Source organism: Nonomuraea composti, assembly GCF_012034275.1.
GTDB classification, from domain to species: Bacteria; Actinomycetota; Actinomycetes; order Streptosporangiales; family Streptosporangiaceae; genus Nonomuraea; species Nonomuraea composti.
On the sequence record NZ_JAATEP010000025.1, the window covers coordinates 34,234 to 53,336 of the forward strand.

Here is a 19,103-nt window from a genome sequence, read left to right on the forward strand (position 1 = left end):
TCTTTAGCGACCCCACCGTAGCTCAAAATGAGGGCGCCCTCAAAGTTGAGGCATGCCGCAGCAATCACGACTTGGAGGCCGCGAGCGTTTCGCCACCCGAGGTCCCGCGGCTTCCGGGCGCGGCCGGCACCGTCACCCGCCATCCCGCCCACACCGGGCCCAGGTAAGACTCTGTCGGCCGCGCCCGGAATAACCGGACAACACGTCCGGTTGCGGAGAGAGGTAAGTGGGCATTCCGTCCACTTATACGGCCTGCCTGGGAAGGATGCGCGATGGACATGAGCAACGTCGGGATCGTGTTCGGCAGCTTGACGCCGCCGGAGGAGCTGACCGAGGGGGCGGCGCTGGCCGAGCGCCTCGGCTTCGGCGAGTTGTGGTTCTCGGAGGACTGCTTCTTCACCGGCGGCCTGTCCGGGCTGACCCAGCTTCTGGCCGCCACCCGCAGGGTCCCCGCCGGGCTGGGCCTGGCCAGTGTGATGACCCGGCACCCCGCGGTCCTGGCGATGGAGCTGGCCGGGCTGGCCCGGATGTACCCGGGGCGGACGCGCGCCGTCGTCGGGCTGGGCAACACGCACTGGCTGCGCCAGATGGGCCTCATGCCTGAACGCCCGCTGACCGCGGTCGTCGAGACCGTCGAGGTTCTGCGCGAGCTGCTGAACGGCGTTGCCGTCGATCGCCGGACGGCCACGCACCGGTTCGACGGGATCCGGCTGGAGTTCCCGCCCCGGCAGCCGCCGGAGCTGTGGGTCGGCGCGGTCAACCGGCGCGCGCTGCGGGCCGCGGCCACCGTGGCGGACGGGATCCTGCTGTCGGTCCTGGCCGGCCCCACGTACGTGAGCTGGGCCAGGGAACAGGTGACCGCGGCGGGCCGGCCCACCCCGCCGATCACGGCGTTCGTGCTGGCCGCGGTGGACGACGACGAGCGGGCGGCGCGAGACGCGGTACGGGAGGCCGTCGGCTTCTTCCTCCGGGCCGAGGCGCACACCGCGCTGGTCGAGCACTCGCGGCACGGCGCCGAGATCCGCGACCGGCTCGCGAAGCTGGGGGCGGACGAGCCGTTCGTGGTCGAGGACGCCTGGATCGACGAGTTCGCCGTCGCCGGCCGCCCCGGCCACGTGCGCGAACGGCTCCAGGAGCTGCTGGCCGCCGGCGCGCACAGCCTCGGCCTCTGGCTGTTCCCGCCCGATCGGCTGGCGGGACAGCTCCAGCGGATCGCCAGGGAGGTGCTTCCGGCGACGAGCTGACCCACGGGAACCGCCCTGTCGGCGGGCTGGTCGCGCATCAGGACCGCACGCCTCGGCCTGGTCCGAACGGCTTTCGCGGAACGGAACCGGCCCGGCCGAGCGTCACCGCCCGTTCAGGGCCGCAGCGCCAGCTTGCCCACGGTGGCCCGCGCTTCCAGCTCCGCGAGCGCTTTCGGCCCCTCGGCCAGTTCGTACGTGGTGGGCCGGCCAGGGCCGAGCACCCCGGCCGCCAGAAGTTCGGACAGCTCGCCCATGACCTCGCCGAAGAGCTGCGGTGCGGCCTGGATCAGGATGCCGATGTTCAGGCCGATGAGGTGGATCTGGTGCCTGTAGACCAGGTCCCCGTTGGTGATCGTGGCTTCGCCGCCGGCCAGGCCGTAGACGACGACCCGGCCGGTGACCCGCTTGGCCGCGGCCAGGCCGGCGCTCAGGCTGGCGCCGCCGGCCGACTCCAGGACCAGGTCGGCGCCCGTGCCGCCGGTCAGGCTCAGGACCTGGGCGGCGAGGTCGGCGGCGCGGGAGTCGACGACGTGGTCGGCCCCCAGCGCCCGCACCGCCTCGTGCTTGCCGGGCGAGGCGGTGGCGATCACGGTCGCGCCGTAGTGCTTGGCCATCTTCACCGCGGCCTGGCCGGTCCCGCCGGCCGCGGCGTGGATCAGCACGGTCTGCCCCGCGGTGAGGCCGCCCAGGTGCCTGAGGGCCGCCAGCGCGGTCGGCCAGTTCACGACCAGGCCCAGGGCCTGCTCGTCGGCCCAGCCCGCCGGCACCGGGACCGCGCCGGCCGCGGGCAGCACCATGTACTCGGCGAAGGCGCCGCCTGCGATGCCGGCGCCGATGACGTGGGCGCCGGGTTCCAGCCCCGTCACCCCCTCACCGACCGCGGCGACCTCGCCGGCGCCCTCGATGCCCGCCAGGTACGGCGGCCGCGGGCCGCCCGCGAACGTGCCCCTGGCCTGCGAGATGTCGACGAAGTTGACGCCGGCGGCGGTGACCCGGACCAGGATCTCCCCCGGACCCGGCCTCGGGACCGGCGCGTCGTCGATCAGTCGCAGGTCCTGTGGGCCGTTCAGCGACGTCTGCTGTAAGGCGCGCATGGTGGACGGAAGGCTCATGGTGCTCCTTTGTTTGTCGAACGACAAACAAACCGTGGCATGGCCCATGACCCAGGTCAAGGTAAAGTTGATCGAACGACAAACAAATCGGGAAGGACCTGGGATGGCCGCTCGCGGCAGGCCGCGCACCTTCGATCCCGACGCCGCCCTGCGCACGGCCCTGGACCTGTTCTGGGAACGCGGCTACGAGGGCACCTCGCTCAGCGACCTGGCCCAGGCCATGGGCATCGCCTCGGCCAGCATCTACGCCTGCTTCGGCACCAAGGAAGACCTGTTCCGCAAGGTCATGGCGCTCTACGGCACGACTTCGGGCGAGCCGCCCAGGCGCGCGCTGCGCGAGCAGCCGACCGCGCGCGCCGCGATCCACGCGATGCTGCGCGCCACCGCCGACGAGATCACCCGTTCCGACGCCCCGCACTACTGCATGCTCATCCTGGCCGCGCCCACCGGCGCCGTGGAGAACCACGCGGTGCGCGAGTTCCTCGCCGACATCCGGCGCGACATGTACGCCACCGTCAGAGACCGCCTCGCCCGCGGCGTCGCCGACGGCGACCTCACCGCGTCCCCCGCCGGCCTCGACGCCATCGCCCGCTACTACACCACCGTCGTGCAGGGGCTCTCCGTCCAGGCCCGTGACGGTGCCACCCGCGCGGAGCTGGAGGCGGTCATCACCTGCGCGATGGCCGCCTGGGACGCCCTCACCTCCCCCGCCCCCCGGTGAACGACGCCCCCTGTCCAGGCCGGCCGCCGGCTCGAACCCGGCGCCGTCGCGGCGCGTCTATCAGTCATGCGGATCATTCCGGCGGCGCTGCTCGTGATGCTGATGGCGGCCTGCGGTTCCGTTCCCGGGCGATCGGTGGCGGTCGGGGGTGACGACTTCGACCAGCGTGCCCGGCAGCTCGCCGAACGCTGGCAGGCGTCGCCCGAGCGCGGGCCGTGGACCGACGGGTTCGTGCCGTTACGGAACCTGACCCTGGAGATGGACTGGGCGCACGTCCCCAGGTGGGTGGGGCGGAGCCTGATCAACACTGCCTGGAAGCTGGAGACGGAGCTTCCCGCCCAGACGCCTGCCCCGGCCGAGCTGCGGTTCGCGGACGGCGGCACCATGAGCGTGCCGGCCCTCACCGCTCGCGCCGCCTACGCCGGGCTCACCAAGCCGAAGTCGTTCGCCGACGAGCCGTGCCCGGCCCGGGGCTGCCGGCCGCTGCGGGTGATCGGGGCGAGGCTCGGGCAGGCCACCGTGCCCAGCAGCCGGGGCGAGGTGCGGGTGCCGGTCTGGGAGTTCACCGTCAAGGACGTGCCGCAGCCGTTGCGGCGGGTCGCCGTGGATCCGGCCGTCATGGGCGGGCCGCCCCGGCCGTTGCACGACGACGTGCAGGAGGTACGGACCTACGACACGCCGCGACCCGCCGAGCTGCGCCTGAGCTATCTGCACGGCACCTGCGACACCACCTACGGGGCGCGGGTCCACGAGAGCGCGCAGGCGGTGGTCGTGGACGTCGATGTACGCGAGGACCACGTGGAGTTCTGCAACGCCATGGGCAAGACCGACCACATCGCCGTCACCCTGGAGCGGCCCCTGGGTCGCCGCGTGGTGCTCGACTACAGCAGCGGGCTCCCCCTGCTGCCGGACAGCGACATCCACCTGGCCGAGTTCAGGAACTACGATCCGCGCCGCTCCTGACCGGGCGTGACCGGCGCCCACCACCTGCGGGCGCGGGGTCGGAGCGACATCGCGCGGCCTATTTCGGGGTGCCGGTCTTTACGGTGCCGTTCTTCGCGGTGCCGGTGACGAGCTTGTCGAACTCGCGGTCCGGCAGCGTCCTGTTGAGCTCCAGGAGCTTGTCTGCCATCCAGCCGACCGCGTAGCGCGTCTCGGGCTTGCCGGCCTCGACGGCCTGCCGGATGACGGCGGCGACGACAGCGGGGTCGCTGCCCGGGCTGTTCTCGCCGAGCTGCGCCTCGGCGCGCGCGGCCATGGCCTGTGCCATGTCCCGGTACGCGGTCGCGCCGGAGATCTCGCGCAGGTCCTGTGCCGTACGGTCCTCGAACCCGGTCTTGATGATGCCGGGCTGGATGACGACGACGTCGATGCCGAACGGCTCGACCTCCATGCGCAGGCTGTCGGAGTAGGCCTCCAGGGCGTGCTTGGTCGCGTAGTACCAGCAGCCGAGCGGCAGCGCGATCTCGCCGCCGATGGAGGAGACGTTGACGATCGTGCCGGACCCCTGCTCGCGCATGTGCGGCAGGGCGAGCTGGATCAGCCGGGCCGGCGCGAACACGTTGACCTCGAACTGGTCGCGCGCCAGGTCGAGGGGGACGTCCTCGGCGGCGCCGTGCAGGACGGTGCCGGCGTTGTTGACCAGGACGTCGATCCGGCCCTGCTCCTCGACGACGGTGGCGACGGCGCGCTCCAGGTCCTCCGGGCGGCGGGCGTCCAGCTCCAGGGCGTGCCCGCCGGCGTCGCGCAGCTCGCCCATCAACGGCACGCGCCGGGCGGCGCCGTAGACGGTGTGGCCGGCGCGGGCGAGCTCGAGTGCGGTGGCCTTGCCGATGCCGGCGGAGGCGCCGGTGATGAGAACGACCTTCTGCATGGTGCAACCAACCTCCTCTTCGGTCTGAGGGAACGCTAGGGTCGTGCCCAGAATCGAAGCAACTCGTGAAACTCATCTGCGCAGGTCAGACCGTCTATTCTGGTGCAATGAGCGTGTAGCTGAGTGCAACATGGCAAGGAGGGGCACATGCCGGGAGGCCGGTTGACCGCTGAGGACCGCCGCCACATCGCCGAGGGGCTGGCGGCCGGCCTGACGTACGCGGAGATCGCCCGCCGGCTGGGGCGTTCCAGGTCCACCGTCACCCGCGAGATCGCCAGGAACGGCGGGCCGCACGGCTACCGGGCGGCCCGCGCGCAGCACGCGACGAGCTGGCGCGCCCGCCGCCGCAAGCGCGCCCCACGCGCCGGCGTCCCGCAGGCCGCCGGCAACCGTGACGCGGGCACGGTGCGGGAGTTCGAGGAGCGGTTCGTCGCCATGATGGTGGAGACGGGGCTGGCACCCATGACGGCCCGGGTGTTCGCCGCGCTGTTCCTCAGCGAGAGCGGCAGCCTGACCGCCGCCGAGCTCGTGCGGCAGCTGCACGTCAGCCCGGCGACGATCTCCCACGCGACCACCTGGCTGGAGCAGCGCGGGATGGTCGCCAGGGAACGCGAGGCGCGCCGGATGCGCTACTCCGTGGACGTCGACGTCTGGTACCGCGCCTGGACGGCCAGCGCCCGGGCGATGGCGATCTGGGCCGACACCACCCGGCACGGCGCCGGCGTCTTCGGCACCGACACGCCGACCGGCGACCGGCTCCAGACCACCAGCCGGTTCCTGGAGCTCCTCGGCCACGACATGGCCCAGGCGGCCGAACACTGGCGCCAGGCGCTCTTCATGCGAAGCAAGCACTGAGCCAGGACCCGTGCGAGGTGGCGTCCCGGAGATCAGCGGGTCAGGGCGGACAGGAAGGTGCGGACGTCGGCGGGAGTGGCGCGGGTGAGCTCGCCGCCCATGCCGACCGCGACCGCCCCCGCCGCGATCCAGTCGGCCGCCGTGCCGAGGGTGACGCCGCCCGTCGGGACGAGCGGCGCGTGCGGCAGCGCCTGCAAGACGTCCCGCAGTACCTGGGGCGAGCTGCCCGCGGCGGGGAAGACTTTGACCAGGTCGGCCCCCTCCTCCAGGGCGGTCACGATCTCCGTGGGGGTGGACGCGCCGGCCGCGACGGGCACGCCGTGGCGGTGCGCGGCCCTGATCACCTCGCGGCTGAGCGACGGGCACACGAGGAAGCGGGCTCCGGCCTGGAGCGCGAGCACCGCCTGGGCGGCGTCGAGCACCGTCCCCGCCCCCACGAGCGTCCCCGGCGGCGCGGCGGCGCGCAGGGCGGTGACGGCGGGCAGCGCGTCCGGGGTGGACAGCGAGATCTCGACGGCCGGCACGCCCGCCGCCGCGAGGCGGGTGCCCGCCTCGACGGCGGCGTCCGGCGACGGCGCGCGGACGATGCCGATCACCCGCCGCTCCACGAGGCGGGCGGTCAGCGCCCAGCGGTGCTCAGCCACGCGCCACGACCTCGATCTCGTACACGCGGGCCACGTCGAGCGCGTTGCCGGACGGGTCGGAGATCGACAGGCGCACCTCGTCGGCCGTCACCGAGGCCGGGACGCGGACCGTGCCGGCGGTGTTCCCGGTGATCGTGGCGACCTGCTGCCACCCGGACGCGGTGTGCGCCTCGACGGCGAAGTCGCGCAGCACGTCCGTGCCGGGGACGGGCGCCTTGCTGTAGCCGGAGTGCACCCGGATCTCGCCGATCGGGTACGCGCGGGCGAGCCGCACGGTGATCGACGGCGCGGTGTCGCCCTCGGCGGAGATCCACCGGCTGTCGTCCGAGCACAGCCCGTCCACGGCCTTGCCGCCCTCGGTCCCGGCGCGCAGCACCGACGACACGGTCACGGGAGCGTTCAGCGCGACGTTGAGGCCGCCGGCGCCGGAGGCGAGCAGCCGGTCGGCGATCTCCGAGAACGGCCCGCCCGCTCCCGGCTCGCCGTCGCGCGGCACGGTGGCCCGCCACAGGCCGCCGATGAAGGGCGCGGTGACGTACAGCAGGTCAGTGCCGTTGACGGAGCGCTGGGCGCGCAGCCGCTGGAGGCCCTGGCGGACCTCGCCGAGCGGGCTGAACGCCCACGGCCCGGCGCCGGACCGCTCGGCGCGCACGACCTGGCTGCGGACGCCGCCGCAGCCGCCCGCCTCGGCGACGAAGTAGATCCGGGTGACGGCCCCGGCGCGGGTGACGCCGATCGTGGCCGAGTTGTCCACGGCGTGGTCGGCCCGCGCGAGGACGGTCTCCCGCTGCCAGGCGGCGCCGTCCCAGCTCGCGTAGCGCACGTCGAAGCCGGTGAAGGTGCTGCCGGAGCGCGCGGTCAGGTACCGGTAGGCGATGCCGGCCAGCCGGTCGCCGTACACGGCGAGCTTGGCGGTCTGGACGGCCCGGCTGGTCGAGGTGATCGTCTCACCGTCCTCGTACGGCTGGTAGACGACGGTGTTCCCGGCGCCGGGGGCGAGCGGCACGGTCAGCGCGGCGCCGGTCACGTCGTGCCAGGAGCCGTCCGCGGGGTCGAAGACGGCGTACGAGCCGAGGTGCCGGTGCGTCGTCGCGGGCCACGGGCCCCACTCCCACAGCACGTGCACCCGCCCGGCGGCGTCCACTTGCAGGTCGTCGGGGTAGAAGGAGTAGTTGGTGCCGGAGGCGACGACGGCGACGCGGCTCCAGGTGTGGGTGGCGGTGTCGAAGCGGTACAGGCGGCCGTCGCGGACGGCCGCCGCGTCCCGGTGTGCCCGGACCAGCACGTACGCGGAGCCGTCCTTGCCGCGCGCGGTGACCGGGTAGGTGAAGCCGAGCCCGGCGTCGGGCAGGGTGGCGGACGCCTCGGCCAGAGAGGTGACGTCGCCGGGCCGGGTGGCGCGGTAGTAGCGCCAGCCGTCGCCGTGCATGGAGACGAAGGCGTGGATGACGCCCTCGCCGTCCAGGACGATCGACGGCTGGTTGTGGCCGACGTCGTCCACGTACGTGACGCAGGCGCCGGAGGCGTCGGGCAGGCAGCCGTCGCGCCAGGTGCCGTCGGCGGCGCGGGCGGCGATGTGCACCTCGTGGCGGCCGGCGGTGGCGGCGGGGGCGTTGTAGGCGAAGTAGTCGGTGCCGCCGAACGAGTCGAGCGGGCGCCACCAGCCGGACTGGTTGGAGGAGTCCACGGTGACGGGCACCTGCTCAAGGGAGGTCGAGCCGGCGGCGGGCAGGGGGGCGAGGCAGGCCGCGAGCAGCGCGGCGGCGGTGAGGATGACTGGGCGGAGCACCGTTCCTCGATTCATGGGAGGTGGGGGGTGGAAGGTGATCCGCATCGAGGACGGGGCGGATGAGGAGCGCCCGGCGCGCGTTCGTGCGAGCATGACGGGGACCACCTGTGTCGTGAAGGGCATGCGGTGTCGTCGGAGGCCGCCCGGTGGGCAGGGGCCGCCGCCCGGGAGTTGCCGCTCCCGGCGGCGCCGGCGTGCGAGGAGTTGCCGCTCCCCGCCGTGCCGGGGCGGGGTCGTTGTCCCCGCCGTGCGCCCCCTGCCGGGCGGCCGTCCTACTTCTGCAGCGGCTTGGCCGTCTCGGCGGCCTTGGCCAGGGCGTCCTTGGCCGTCGACCGGCCGACGAGCACGGCCTGCACCTGCTCGGCGATGGCGGTCTCGATCTGGGCGTAGCCGGCGTAGCGCCAGAACGGGTTCGGGGCCGCGGTCTTGGTGATCTTCTCGGTCCATTCGGTGGTGAACGTGTCGCCGGCCACCTTCGGGTCGGCCAGGCCCGCCGTCGTGGTGGGCGGCAGCTTCACCTTCTCGAAGAACGCCACCACGGTGGCCGTGTCGGAGGTGGCGTACGAGGCGAAGTCGGCGGCGGCGTCGGAGCCCTCGCCGTCGACGACCACGATGACGTGCCCCCACAGCAGCGCCTGCGGCGTGTCGCCGGCCTTGAGCACGGGCCTGGCGAGCGGCGCCATCTTCTCCGTCAGCGACTTGTCGGGCGACTGCGCGGCCACGACGCCCCGCGTGATGACGGCGTCGTCGTAGAAGGCGGCCTTGCCCTGGGCGAACAGGGCGCGGGCGTCGAAGCGGTCGACGTCGGGGGCGATGAGCTTGGCGTCGTACAGCTTCTTGTACCACTCGACGGCGGCCACGGACGCGTCGTCGCCGACCGTGATCGTGTCGCCCTCCATCAGCGGGCTGCCGAACGTGCGCATCCACGGCAGGATGTCCTTGAGCTGCGCCGCCTTGGTCGCCGCCGCGTACGGCGTGATGCCGTCGCCGAGCCCCGCCACCTTGCGCAGGGCGTCCTCGAACTCCTCGATCGTCGCGGGCATCCCTTCGACGCCAGCCTTCTTCAGGAGCTCGGTGTTGGCGACCAGGCCGATGGAGCCGGTCGTCCACGGCAGGCCGAGCTGCCTGCCCTGGAAGCGGCCGCTGGACAGCGCGACGTCGGTGTAACCGCCCTTGGCGGCCTGCGGGCCGAGGTCCTTCAGCCGGCCCATCGCGGCCAGGGCGGCCAGCCAGGAGATGTCGAGCTGGACGGCGCCGGACAGCTGGCCGCCGCGCAGCTTCAGCGTCACCTGGTTGAGGTACTCGTTGTACGGGAACGACGCCGTGTTGATCGTGACGCCGGCCTTGGCCGCGTACGCGTCCACGGTCGCCTGCACGGCGGCCTTCTGCGCCTCCTCGTTCAGCGACCACGACGTGAAGCCGAACGTCTTCGCCGCGGCGTCGCCCTTGGGCGCGCCTCCTCCTGCGGCGTCGGGTGCGCAGGCGGCCAGGGCGGCGCCGAGCGCGGTCAGGCCGGCCAGGCGGAAGGCGGCGCGGCGGTCGAGCGTTTCCATGTTTCTCCTACGGGGTGGGGGTGGAGGGTCAGCCCTTGACGGCGCCCGCCGTGAGCCCGCCGACCAGGTACCGCTGCAGGAACATGAACGCGGCGATGACCGGGAGCGAGACGACGAAGGACGCGGCCATGAGGTCCGGCCAGGCGGTTTGGAACTCCCCGAGATAGGTGTGCACCAGGCCAGGGGGCAGGGTCTGCCGGTCCGGGTCGGTGAGGGTGAGCGCGAAGATGAAGTCGTTCCAGGCGCGGACGAACGCGAACAGCCCCGCCGCGACCAGGCCGGGCGCGGCCAGCGGCAGCGCGATCCGGTGCAGCGTCCGCCAGCGGGAGGCGCCGTCGATCGCCGCGGCCTCCATCAGCGTGGACGGCACCGTGTCGAAGATGCCCTTCAGCATCCACACGCACAGCGGCAGCGTGAACGTGGTGAACGACAGGATGAGCGCGGTGTAGCTGCCGAGCAGGCCCGTCGCGCTGAAGACGGCATACAGGGTGACGAGCAGCAGCGCCTGCGGGAACAGCTGGGAGGCGAGCACGAGGTGCATGAGCGACTTGCGCCCGCGGTAGCGGAACTTGGAGAAGGCGTACGCCATGTACGCCGACACCACGACGCTGAGCAGGGCCGTCACGACGGAGACGACGACGCTGTTGACGAGGTAGCCGAACAGCTGCTCGTTCTCGGCCAGCCTGGTGAAATGCTCGAAGGTGATCTCGGCCGGCACCAGCGAGGGCGGGAAGGTGAAGGCCCGCTCGTCCGGCGTGAACGCGGTGACGACCAGCCAGTAGATCGGGGCGAGCCCGAAGAGTCCGATGACCGCGACGGCAGCCCAGGCGGCGGCGCGCGAGCGGGGCCGCCTCCGCCTCGGGGCGCGGGTGAGCGGGACGGAGCGCGACAGCGTGGCCGTCATGCGTTCTCCTTCCTCAGGTAGAAGGCCATGAGGACGAGCAGCAACAACATCCACAGGCCACCGAGCGCGGTGGCGTGGCCCAGGTCGAACCCCTTGAACGCGGTGTCGTAGACGGCCACGGCGAACGTCTTCGTCGCCCCGGCGGGGCCGCCGCCGGTGAGCACGTAGATGGTGTCGAAGTGCTGGAAGTTCCAGATGAACTCCAGCAGGAACGCGATGCCGGCGATCGCGCGCATGTGCGGCACCGTCACCGACCGGAAGCGGCGGATCGCTCCCGCGCCGTCGACGGAGGCGGCCTCGTGCAGCTCCTTCGGCATCGTCTGCAGGCCCGCGAGCAGCATCACCATCATCCAGGGGAAGCTCGCCCACGTCTTCGTCACGATCACCGCGATCATGGCGGTGGCGGGCGTGCCGAGCCAGCTCACGTGCGTGCCGAGCAGGCCGTTCAGCACGCCGTAGTTGGCGTTGAAGATCCACAGCCACAGGAACGAGACGACCACGCCGGGGATCACCCACGGGAACAGGAACACGCCGCGCAGCCAGCCGGGCAGCCCGGCGTTGAGCGCCAGGGCGAGCGCGTACCCGATGACGAACGGCGCGATCGTCGCGCCGAGCGTGAACACCAGCGTGTTGCGCAGCACCGGCCAGAAGTCGCCGCCGAGCAGGTCGGCGAAGTTGGCCAGCCCGACGAACGCGCGTCCCGGACGGACCAGGCTCTGCTCGAAGAAGCCCGTGACCAGCGCCGACACCAGCGGGTAGGCGATGATCGCGCCGAACAGCGCCAGGCCCGGCACCATGAGCAGCCAGGCGAACTGGCCGTCGGTCAGCCGCCGGTTCACGCGGTACCCGCCCTGCCCGCCGGGGCGGCGTGGACGGGGCCGACGTAGCCGAGGCCGATGCTGATGGAGTCGGCGGTCTCGATGACCGTGCGGGCCAGCTCGGCCTCGCGCGCCTCCAGCGCGATCGCCGACAGCGGGCCCGAGATGGAGATCGCCGCCACCACCGCGCCCGACATGTCGCGGATGGGGGCCGCGACGCAGGCCCGGCCGAACGCCAGCTCCTCCACCTCGGTCGCGTAGCCGCGCCCGAGCACCGCGCCCAGCTCCTGGTCGAGCCGCTCGTGCGTGACGATCGTGCGCGAGGTGAACGCCTGCATCGACGCCTCCGGGACCAGTTCGCGCCGCTCCTGCGGGGTGAGCCCGAGCAGCAGGCACTTGCCGATGCCCGTCGCGTACAGCGGCTTGCGCTGGCCGGTCAGCACGAACGAGCGGGGCGCCAGCCTGCCCTCGAAGTTGAGCAGGTAGAACATCGACTCGCCGCGCCGCACCGCCACGTTGACGCCGAGGCCGAGCGCGGCGGCGAGGTCCTGGGCGACCTGGCGGGCCTCGCGGTGCACCGGGTTCTGGTTGAGCGCGACGCCGCCCAGCGTGATCGGCGCCGTGCCCAGCCGGTAGAGGCCACTGACCTCGTCCCGCTCGACGAACTCCAGCGTCTCCAGCGTGGCCAGCAGGCGCGACGCGGTCGAGACGCCGAGCCCGGTGGCCTTGGCGACGTCCGACACGCGCAGCTCCGGCCGGCCCGTCAGGAACGCCCGCAGGACCGAGATGGCCCGCTCGACGCTCTGGTTGTTGCTCTGATCGGAAGCCACCCTGTCTCCATTGCAATTGGCTTGCACTATGTGGGATGGTCACGCACATGGCGCAAATCCGTCAAGTGCAATGTTTCCCGGTGAAGCTCCGGCACCGCGACGCCTACCTCGGCGCACCCGCGCAGGAGGAGGGCTACTTCGTCCGCCCGCCGTGGCGCAGCCTCTACTCGGCCCGCTTCGAGACGCTGCTCGTCTCGATCACCGCCGACGACGGCACCACCGGCTGGGGCGAGGCGCTCGCGCCCGTCGCGCCCGAAGTGCCCGCCGCGATCGTCGAGAAGCTCCTCGCCCCCGTGCTCGTCGGCGAGGACCCCACCCGGATCCGCCCGCTCTGGGACAAGCTCACCGGCCTCATGCGCGAGCGCGGCCACCTCACCGGCCACCAGGCCGACGCGCTGGCCGCCGTCGACATCGCGCTGTGGGACCTCACCGGCCGCCTCACCGGCCGCTCCGTCGCCTCCCTGCTCGGCGGCGCCTTCCGCGAGAGCATCCCCGTGTACGTGAGCGGCCTGCCCCGCCCCACCGACGCCGAACGCGCCGAGCTGGCCCGCGAATGGGCACTCAAAGGTGCCACCATGGTCAAGCTGCACCTCGGGCACGGCGTCGAGGAAGACCTGGCCACGTACGACGCCGTCGCCGCCTCCGGGCTGCGCGTCGCCGTCGACGCCCACTGGGTCTACGACGTGCCGCAGGCCGTCCGCCTGGCCCGCGGGCTGGCCGAGCGCGGCGCGCTGTTCCTGGAGGCGCCGCTCGCCCCCGAGGACGTCGAAGGGCACCGGGAGCTCGTCCGCCGCGCCGACCTGCCCATCGCCGTCGGCGAGACCCTGCGCAACCGGTACGAGTTCGCCCACTGGCTCGGCCGCCGCGCCGTCGGCCTCGCCCAGCCCGACGTCGGGCGCACCGGCATCACCGAGCTGATGTCCATCGCCGAGCTCGCCGCCGCGCACCACGTCCGGGTGGCGCCCCACCACTCCACCGGGCTCGGGGTGGCGCTCGCCGCCGGCCTGCACGTCAGCGCCGCCCTCGGCAACCTGGCGTTCTTCGAGTACCAGCCCACCACCTGCGAGGCGGCCGGCGCCGTCCTCACCGCGCCGCTGCCCGGCGACGCCACCGGCTTCCCCGTGCCGTCCGGGCCCGGCCTCGGCGTGGACGTCGACCTCGGCGCCCTGTGACCCACCGCTGTCGTTTGAGAGGGAGTAACCGTTGGTTCTGTCTGGACTGATCCCCATCCTCGCCACCCCCTTCACCGAAGGCGGCGAGCTCGACCTGCCCAGCCTGCGCCGGCTGACCGAGTGGCAGCTCGCCTCCGGAGCCGACGGAGTGGCCGTGTTCGGGATGGCCAGCGAAGGCTTCGCCCTGACCGCCGGCGACCGCGCGCGCGTGCTCGCCGAGGTACGCGCCGCCGCCGGCACCGCCCCCGTCGTCGCGGGCGTCGGCGCCACCAGCACGGCCACCGCGCTCGAACAGGCGCTCGCCGCCCGGGACGGCGGCGCCGACGCCCTCATGGTGCTGCCGCCGTACCTGGTCAAACCGTCCGGGGCGCAGCTCGTCGACTTCTACGGCGCCGTGGCCGAGCGTTCGGGGATCGACGTGATGGTGCAGGACGCGCCCGGCGCCACCGGTGTCAGCATGCCCGAATCGCTCATCGTCGAGCTGAGCAAGCTCGACGGCGTCACCTCCGTCAAGGTCGAGGCGCCGCCGACCGCCCCCAAGGTCGGCGCGGTCGCCGCCGGCGTCCCCGACGGCTTCGCCGTCTTCGGCGGGCAGAACGCGCTGTTCTGCCTGGAGGAGTACGCGCTGGGCGCCGTCGGCACGATGCCCGCCTGCGAGTTCACCGACCTGCTCGCCCCGGTGCTCGCCGACTGGGGCGCCGGCCGCACGGCCCAGGCCCGCGCCGGCCACGCCCGGCTCCTCCCCCTGATCCGCTTCGGCATGCAGCCGGGGCTGGCCTGGGCGGTGCACAAGGAGGTGCTGGTCCGCCGCGGCCTGATCGCCTCGGCCACGGTACGCTCCCCCGCCCGCCCCCTGGACCGCCACACCCGCGCCCTCCTCGACGCGCTCATGGCGGAGCTGTGGTGACGGCCCCCGACGGCCTGCCAGTCACCCCGGGTGCGATGGCTGCCGACCCGCCACGCCCGGCCGGTGGCGCGGCCGGCGGCACGGCGGGCGGGGCGCCGGAGTCCCCGAGCGGGGTGCCGGAAGCGCCGCGGCCGGGGAGCGGAGCATCGGAAGCGGCGGATCTCGGGAGCGGGCCTACGGCGCGGGGTGTGCTGGTGGCGGGTGGCAACTCCGAGATCGGGCTGGCCATCGCCCGCGCGTTCGCCGAGCGGGGCGACCGGGTGGCCGGGATCGGGCTGCGGCCGTGCGCCGACCCCGTCTACGACGCCTTCATCGTGCGCGACTGCGCCGTCCCCGACGAGGCCGGTGCCGCCGTCGCCGAGGCCGCGCACGTGCTCGGCCGGCTGGACGTCCTGGTGTTGGCGACGGCCGTGATGCCGGTCGCGCCGGTGGTGCGCACCACCGACGAGCAGTGGCGGGCCGCGATCGGGGCCACCCTGGACGCCGCCTTCCACCTGTGCAGGGCGTCACTGCCCCGCCTGGCGCCGGGCTCCGCCGTCGTCGCGGTCGGCTCGGTGAACGCGTTCCTGGCCGCGCCGGGCGTGCCCGCGTACGCCGCCGCCAAGGGCGGGCTGGACGCGTTCGTCCGCCAGCTCGCCCTGGAGTACGGTCCTGCCGGGATCCGCGTCAATTCGGTGGCACCCGGCCTGATCGGCGGGGACGACCTGGAGAACGCCGCGGAGGGCTACCCGCTCGGCCGCACCGGCACGCCGCAGGACGTGGCCGAGGCCGTGGCCTTCCTCGCCTCGCCCGCTGCCGCGTTCATCACCGGCGTGGTCCTGCCGGTGGACGGCGGCCTGTCGATCACCTCACCCGCCGCCTACCTGCGCCCGGACCTCCGGGCCCGCTTCCTCCCATGACCGGCCGCACAACCGGCCGGGAGCCCGGCGCCGAGCGGAAGGCCGATGCCGGGGCCGGGCGGATCGATGTGGTGGGGGTCGGGGAGGCGATGGTGCTGCTGGAGGCGGACGACCTCGCGGGGGCGGAGCGGTTCGAGGTCTCCGTGGCGGGCGCCGAGCTGAACGTGTGCACGGCCGTCGCCCGGCTCGGGTTGCGGGCGGCGTTCGCCTCGCGGGTCGGGGCGGATCCGTTCGGGACGCGGGTGCTGCGCGACGCGGCGGGAAGGGGCGTGGACACCGGCCTGGTGATCACCGACCCCGCCCGGCCCACCGGCGTGTTCTTCAAGGAGATCAGGCCGGACGGCGGGCGGCGCGTCCACTACTACCGGGCGGGTTCGGCCGCCTCCGCGATGGACGTCCCCGACGCGGCGCCGATCCTGGCCCGGCGTCCGCGGGCGATCGTCGTGTCCGGCCTGACCGCCGCGCTCGGGCCGGGGCCGGCCCGGCTGGCCGCCGCCCTGTGCGAGGGGGCGGGGGACGCCCTGGTCGTTCTCGACCCGAACCTGCGGCCCGCCCTGCCGGTGCCCGCGCTCGCCCCGCTCCTGCCCGGGGTCGGGCTGCTGGTGCTCGGGCAGGACGAGTCGCGGGTGCTGTTCGGCGAGAGCGACCCGGCGCGCGTGTTCGCCGCGGCCAGGGCCGCCGGGGTGGGCGAGGTGGTGCTCAAGGGCGGCCCCGCGGGCGCCTGGTACGCGGGGGAATCGGGGCCCGAGCACGTGCCGAGCGCGGCACGCGAGGTGCGCGACCCCGTGGGGGCGGGCGACGCGTTCCTCGGCGGCTACCTGGCGGCCAGGCTGTCGGGAGCCGGCCCGGGCGCGGCCACCCGCCTCGGCGCCGAGCTGGCCGGACGCGTGGTCGCCACACCCGGCGACACGTCCGGTCTCCCCGCCCCGGACGTCGCCCGCGCCCTGCTCCGCCACGCCCTGGCAGAGGAGGGCGTGGCTCGCCGATAGAACAGAGAAGGCGTTACGTGACGGTGCCCGCCGCCTTTTTGCGAGTGCGGCGGTCGGGCACCGGGGAGCGGCCGGCGGCGTGGTCGGCGAAGGCGTCGGCCGCCGTGGCGGCGTCGCCGTCGCGCAGCAGCGTGACCAGGCGGCCGTGCTCGTCGGCCATCGCCCGCCAGTCGCCCTCGAACAGCGGGTCGGCGATGGCGCGCAGCGCGCGCAGGTTGGGTTCGAGCACCTCCCACATGCGGGTCAGGAACGGGTTGCCGGCGATCTGGACGACCCGGGTGTGGAAGGCGATGTCGACGTCGCGGAAGCGGCCGACGTCGTTGACCCGCACGGCCTCGTGCATCTCGGCGACCACCTCGTCGAGCTCGCCGAGCTGTTCGGCGGTGATGCGCTCGGCGGCCATGGTGGCGGCCAGGCGCTCGAGCGGCTCGCGGACCTGGCGGGCGTATTCGGCGTCTTGGGTGGAGATCTCGACGACGAAGTTGCCGCGCCGGGGCACGTGGACGAGCAGGCCCTCGCGGGCGAGTTGCTTGACGGCTTCGCGGACGGGCGCCTGGCTCACTCCGAGGCGGCGGGCGATCTCCGACTCCACCACGCGGTCGTTGGGGGCGAGGTCGCCTTCGACGATGGCCTGCCGGAGCAGCTCGTACACCCGATCGGAGATCAGGGTGGGGCGAACGGAGTCTTTGCTCGTGGCCAGCCGCGAGGCGAAGCCGCTCACTTGCGGTGTCGATGCCATGTGTTCCCCATCATGCGCTGTCGCGTCCCCCTGTTCATCATAAGAGTGATCATCGCTTGGCAGGTATCGATGGTGACAGCCGCTCGGCGAGCCAGGCGAGCTTGACGACCTCGTGGTCGGGGCCGCCGCCTTCGTGGTCGTTGAACGGGTAGACGCTGATCCGCTTGTCGCCGGCCGGTAGCGCGGCGCGCGTCCCGTAGTGGTTGAAGGCGGCGTAGACGGTGGACGGCGGGCAGATGCGGTCCATGAGGCCGACGGAGAACAGCGCGGGGGCGCCGGCCCGGCGGGCGAGGACGGCGGCGTCGAAGTAGGACAGGGTGCGCATCACGGTGCCGGCGTGCGCGCGGTGGAGCTTCACGTACCGGGTGATCTCCACGTAAGGCGGCTGGTCGGTGAAGGTGGCGGCGCGCGGGAAGCAGCACAGGAACGGCACGTCGGGCAGGACCGCCTGGAGGCCGGGCGTGAGGCCGGCCGCGGCGAGGGCGATGCCGCCGCCCTGGCTGGTGCCGGTCACCGCGACCCTGGCGGGGTCCACTGCGGGGTGAGCGCGCACGGCCGCCACGGCGCGCACGGCGTCGGTGTAGAGGCGGCGGTAGTAGTAGCGCTCCGGATCGAGCACGCCGCGGGTGAGGAAGCCGGGCGCGGCGACGTCGCCGGTGGCGACGTCGGGGTCGGGGGTGTCGGCTCCCTGGCCGCGGCTGTCCATGACGAGGTGCGCGTACCCGGCGCACGCCCAGAGCCGTTTCTCGTGCGGTACGCCGCGGCCGCTGCCGTAGCCCAGGTATTCGACCACGGCGGGCAGCGGCCCGGTCCGGGTGACCGGCAGGTGCAGCCAGGCCCGGACGGGATGGCCGCCGTAGCCGGCGAAGGTGACGTCGAAGGTGTCGATCGTCGCCAGGCCGTTCGCCACCGGCTCGGCCGTCATCGCCAGGTCGTGCGCGTCGCTCTCGGCCAGGGTCTTCGCCCAGAACGCGTCGAGGTCGGGCGGCTCGGGCAGGGCCGGCCGGTACTGCTCAAGCTGGTCAAGCGGCAGATCGAACTGTGCCATCGCCCACCAATCATCGCTTATCGATCGTCAACCGGTGCATCGAAGCAGGGGCTCCGATCGTTGTCAACCTGAGGCGTCAGGCCGTACGCGCGCCGGGCGGTGCCGCTCAGCACGAGGCGGCGGCCGGCGTCGTCCAGCGCGGCCAGCCCGCGCCCGGCCAGCCGCAGCGAGGCGGCGCGGGAGCCGCGGGCCAGGCAGATCGGCCAGTCGGAGCCGATCATGCACCGGGCGGGGCCGAACTCCGCGACCGCGTGCGCGACCAGGGCGGCCACCCGCTCCTCTGGCACGCCGTGCTGCTGGGTGAGCAGGCCGGAGATCTTCATGAACACGCCGGGCACCCGGGCCGTCCGCCGCACCTGCTCCCGCCACTCCCCCGCGTCGGCGGTGGCCAGGTTCGCGGGGTTGCCGAGATGGTCGATGATCACGGTCAGCCCGGGGTGGCGGGCCGCGGCCTCGGCCGCCGCCGGGAGGGCCGCATGGTGCAGGTTGAGCTCGAGCGCCACGCCGTGCCGGGCCAGCACGGGGACGAGCGCCCGCGCGCCCGGCGGCGTGGCGTCCCAGGAGGCGCCGCCGAGCCGCATGCCGTTCGGCCGGGTGCGGTCCAGCAGGTCGGCGAAGCGGGCCGGGCCGAGGTCGTGGCAGGTGTTGAGGTTGCCGACGTGGCCGAGGATCAGGCCGGGGTGGCGCAGGCGCAGGTCGCGCAGCAGGACGTTCTCGGCGCGGTCGCCCCGCGACGCCTCGACCAGGATCGCGCCCACCGGTCCCGGACCCGCGCCGGACGCGGCCAGGCCCGCGCCGCCCAGCTCCAGGCTCGCGCCGCCCAGCTCCAGGTCCGCGCCGGACGCGGCCAGGTCGTCGGCGGTGAACGCGCGGTGGTGCGGCGACCCCGGCCGGATCCAGGGATGGCCCTGGGCGGGGTCCCAGAGGTGGACATGGCAGTCGATCACGTCGGCTCCGTGTTGACAGGCGGTTTCGGGCTCAAGAAGATTCATATCATCGGCTATCG

General features: G+C 73.6%; 19 protein-coding genes. 8 read left to right on the top strand and 11 right to left on the bottom strand.

Annotation, left to right across the window (positions count from 1 at the left end; genetic code table 11):
- Window positions 1-278 precede the first annotated feature (278 nt).
- Window positions 279-1,244 carry an LLM class flavin-dependent oxidoreductase gene (locus tag HCN51_RS30965; RefSeq protein WP_168014192.1) on the top strand — a complete coding sequence of 322 codons (966 nt, stop codon included), beginning with the start codon at window positions 279-281 and terminating at the stop codon, window positions 1,242-1,244.
- Window positions 1,245-1,357: 113 nt separating this feature from the next.
- Here the strand turns inward: HCN51_RS30965 and HCN51_RS30970 are convergent, their stop codons facing one another.
- Window positions 1,358-2,356 (bottom strand): zinc-binding dehydrogenase, encoded by a 999-nt coding sequence (locus HCN51_RS30970; RefSeq protein WP_168014194.1) that lies wholly within the window; start codon window positions 2,354-2,356, stop codon window positions 1,358-1,360.
- A 103-nt stretch (window positions 2,357-2,459) separates the two neighbouring features.
- On the opposite strand from HCN51_RS30970, the gene HCN51_RS30975 reads away from it, so the two are divergent.
- Entirely contained in the window at window positions 2,460-3,077 is a 618-nt protein-coding gene (locus tag HCN51_RS30975) for a TetR/AcrR family transcriptional regulator (protein WP_168014196.1), read from the top strand.
- Between the two features lie 66 nt (window positions 3,078-3,143).
- A complete protein-coding gene (locus HCN51_RS30980; protein WP_168014198.1) occupies window positions 3,144-4,040 on the top strand; it encodes a hypothetical protein in 897 nt (298 codons plus the stop codon).
- A 58-nt stretch (window positions 4,041-4,098) separates the two neighbouring features.
- Here HCN51_RS30980 and HCN51_RS30985 read toward each other — a convergent pair whose 3' ends face one another.
- Window positions 4,099-4,950 carry an oxidoreductase gene (locus HCN51_RS30985; RefSeq protein ID WP_168014200.1) on the bottom strand — a complete coding sequence of 284 codons (852 nt, stop codon included), beginning with the start codon at window positions 4,948-4,950 and terminating at the stop codon, window positions 4,099-4,101.
- A 147-nt stretch (window positions 4,951-5,097) separates the two neighbouring features.
- Here HCN51_RS30985 and HCN51_RS30990 point away from each other — a divergent pair, with 147 nt between their 5' ends.
- Window positions 5,098-5,805 carry a GbsR/MarR family transcriptional regulator gene (locus HCN51_RS30990; protein WP_168014202.1) on the top strand — a complete coding sequence of 236 codons (708 nt, stop codon included), beginning with the start codon at window positions 5,098-5,100 and terminating at the stop codon, window positions 5,803-5,805.
- Between the two features lie 32 nt (window positions 5,806-5,837).
- Here the strand turns inward: HCN51_RS30990 and HCN51_RS30995 are convergent, their stop codons facing one another.
- The 6 genes from HCN51_RS30995 to HCN51_RS62470 form a co-directional block, all read right to left on the bottom strand.
- A complete protein-coding gene (locus HCN51_RS30995) occupies window positions 5,838-6,449 on the bottom strand; it encodes a bifunctional 4-hydroxy-2-oxoglutarate aldolase/2-dehydro-3-deoxy-phosphogluconate aldolase (RefSeq protein WP_168014204.1) in 612 nt (203 codons plus the stop codon).
- Window positions 6,442-8,238, bottom strand: a complete 1,797-nt coding sequence (locus tag HCN51_RS31000) for a BNR-4 repeat-containing protein (RefSeq protein WP_206068099.1) — start codon at window positions 8,236-8,238, stop codon at window positions 6,442-6,444. Before HCN51_RS31000 ends, HCN51_RS30995 begins: the two co-directional genes overlap by 8 nt.
- A 272-nt stretch (window positions 8,239-8,510) precedes the next feature.
- Window positions 8,511-9,791 carry an ABC transporter substrate-binding protein gene (locus tag HCN51_RS31005; protein WP_168014208.1) on the bottom strand — a complete coding sequence of 427 codons (1,281 nt, stop codon included), beginning with the start codon at window positions 9,789-9,791 and terminating at the stop codon, window positions 8,511-8,513.
- A gap of 28 nt (window positions 9,792-9,819) precedes the next feature.
- Entirely contained in the window at window positions 9,820-10,695 is an 876-nt protein-coding gene (locus HCN51_RS31010; RefSeq protein WP_168014210.1) for a carbohydrate ABC transporter permease, read from the bottom strand.
- Window positions 10,692-11,534, bottom strand: coding sequence for a carbohydrate ABC transporter permease (locus HCN51_RS31015; protein ID WP_346433856.1), 843 nt, complete (start codon window positions 11,532-11,534; stop codon window positions 10,692-10,694). Before HCN51_RS31015 ends, HCN51_RS31010 begins: the two co-directional genes overlap by 4 nt.
- On the bottom strand, window positions 11,531-12,343 hold the full coding sequence (locus HCN51_RS62470; protein ID WP_168014212.1) for an IclR family transcriptional regulator domain-containing protein: 813 nt from the start codon (window positions 12,341-12,343) through the stop codon (window positions 11,531-11,533). Before HCN51_RS62470 ends, HCN51_RS31015 begins: the two co-directional genes overlap by 4 nt.
- Window positions 12,344-12,423: 80 nt before the next feature.
- Here HCN51_RS62470 and HCN51_RS31025 point away from each other — a divergent pair, with 80 nt between their 5' ends.
- The 4 genes from HCN51_RS31025 (at window position 12,424) to HCN51_RS31040 (ending at window position 16,310) form a co-directional block, all read left to right on the top strand.
- Window positions 12,424-13,515, top strand: coding sequence for an enolase C-terminal domain-like protein (locus HCN51_RS31025; protein ID WP_206068100.1), 1,092 nt, complete (start codon window positions 12,424-12,426; stop codon window positions 13,513-13,515).
- Window positions 13,516-13,546: 31 nt separating this feature from the next.
- Window positions 13,547-14,422, top strand: coding sequence for a dihydrodipicolinate synthase family protein (locus HCN51_RS31030; protein ID WP_168014216.1), 876 nt, complete (start codon window positions 13,547-13,549; stop codon window positions 14,420-14,422).
- A gap of 188 nt (window positions 14,423-14,610) precedes the next feature.
- On the top strand, window positions 14,611-15,321 hold the full coding sequence (locus tag HCN51_RS31035) for an SDR family oxidoreductase (RefSeq protein ID WP_206068101.1): 711 nt from the start codon (window positions 14,611-14,613) through the stop codon (window positions 15,319-15,321).
- Window positions 15,318-16,310, top strand: a complete 993-nt coding sequence (locus tag HCN51_RS31040; protein WP_168014220.1) for a sugar kinase — start codon at window positions 15,318-15,320, stop codon at window positions 16,308-16,310. The genes HCN51_RS31035 and HCN51_RS31040 overlap by 4 nt, the downstream gene beginning before the upstream one ends.
- Before the next feature lie 13 nt (window positions 16,311-16,323).
- Here the strand turns inward: HCN51_RS31040 and HCN51_RS31045 are convergent, their stop codons facing one another.
- Genes HCN51_RS31045 through HCN51_RS31055 form a run of 3 tightly spaced genes read right to left on the bottom strand, consistent with a single transcriptional unit; the run spans window position 16,324 to window position 19,044 of the window.
- Window positions 16,324-17,049 (bottom strand): GntR family transcriptional regulator, encoded by a 726-nt coding sequence (locus HCN51_RS31045; protein ID WP_080039807.1) that lies wholly within the window; start codon window positions 17,047-17,049, stop codon window positions 16,324-16,326.
- A gap of 49 nt (window positions 17,050-17,098) precedes the next feature.
- Complete coding sequence (locus HCN51_RS31050; RefSeq protein ID WP_168014222.1) at window positions 17,099-18,097, bottom strand: acetylxylan esterase; 999 nt, start codon at window positions 18,095-18,097, stop codon at window positions 17,099-17,101.
- Window positions 18,098-18,114: 17 nt separating this feature from the next.
- Window positions 18,115-19,044 carry an amidohydrolase family protein gene (locus HCN51_RS31055; protein ID WP_168014224.1) on the bottom strand — a complete coding sequence of 310 codons (930 nt, stop codon included), beginning with the start codon at window positions 19,042-19,044 and terminating at the stop codon, window positions 18,115-18,117.
- Window positions 19,045-19,103: the final 59 nt, after the last annotated feature.

What these genes read in the sequence shown, in the direction of transcription:
- HCN51_RS30970 (WP_168014194.1), bottom strand. Translation starts at nt 2,356, where the DNA reads ATGAGCCTTCCGTCCACCATGCGCGCCTTACAGCAGACGTCGCTGAAC.
- HCN51_RS30975 (WP_168014196.1), top strand. Translation starts at nt 2,460, where the DNA reads ATGGCCGCTCGCGGCAGGCCGCGCACCTTCGATCCCGACGCCGCCCTG.
- HCN51_RS31040 (WP_168014220.1), top strand. Translation starts at nt 15,318, where the DNA reads ATGACCGGCCGCACAACCGGCCGGGAGCCCGGCGCCGAGCGGAAGGCC.
- HCN51_RS31010 (WP_168014210.1), bottom strand. Translation starts at nt 10,695, where the DNA reads ATGACGGCCACGCTGTCGCGCTCCGTCCCGCTCACCCGCGCCCCGAGG.
- HCN51_RS31050 (WP_168014222.1), bottom strand. Translation starts at nt 18,097, where the DNA reads ATGGCACAGTTCGATCTGCCGCTTGACCAGCTTGAGCAGTACCGGCCG.
- HCN51_RS30985 (WP_168014200.1), bottom strand. Translation starts at nt 4,950, where the DNA reads ATGCAGAAGGTCGTTCTCATCACCGGCGCCTCCGCCGGCATCGGCAAG.
- HCN51_RS30965 (WP_168014192.1), top strand. Translation starts at nt 279, where the DNA reads ATGAGCAACGTCGGGATCGTGTTCGGCAGCTTGACGCCGCCGGAGGAG.
- HCN51_RS30990 (WP_168014202.1), top strand. Translation starts at nt 5,098, where the DNA reads ATGCCGGGAGGCCGGTTGACCGCTGAGGACCGCCGCCACATCGCCGAG.
- HCN51_RS31005 (WP_168014208.1), bottom strand. Translation starts at nt 9,791, where the DNA reads ATGGAAACGCTCGACCGCCGCGCCGCCTTCCGCCTGGCCGGCCTGACC.
- HCN51_RS30980 (WP_168014198.1), top strand. Translation starts at nt 3,144, where the DNA reads ATGCGGATCATTCCGGCGGCGCTGCTCGTGATGCTGATGGCGGCCTGC.
- HCN51_RS31045 (WP_080039807.1), bottom strand. Translation starts at nt 17,049, where the DNA reads ATGGCATCGACACCGCAAGTGAGCGGCTTCGCCTCGCGGCTGGCCACG.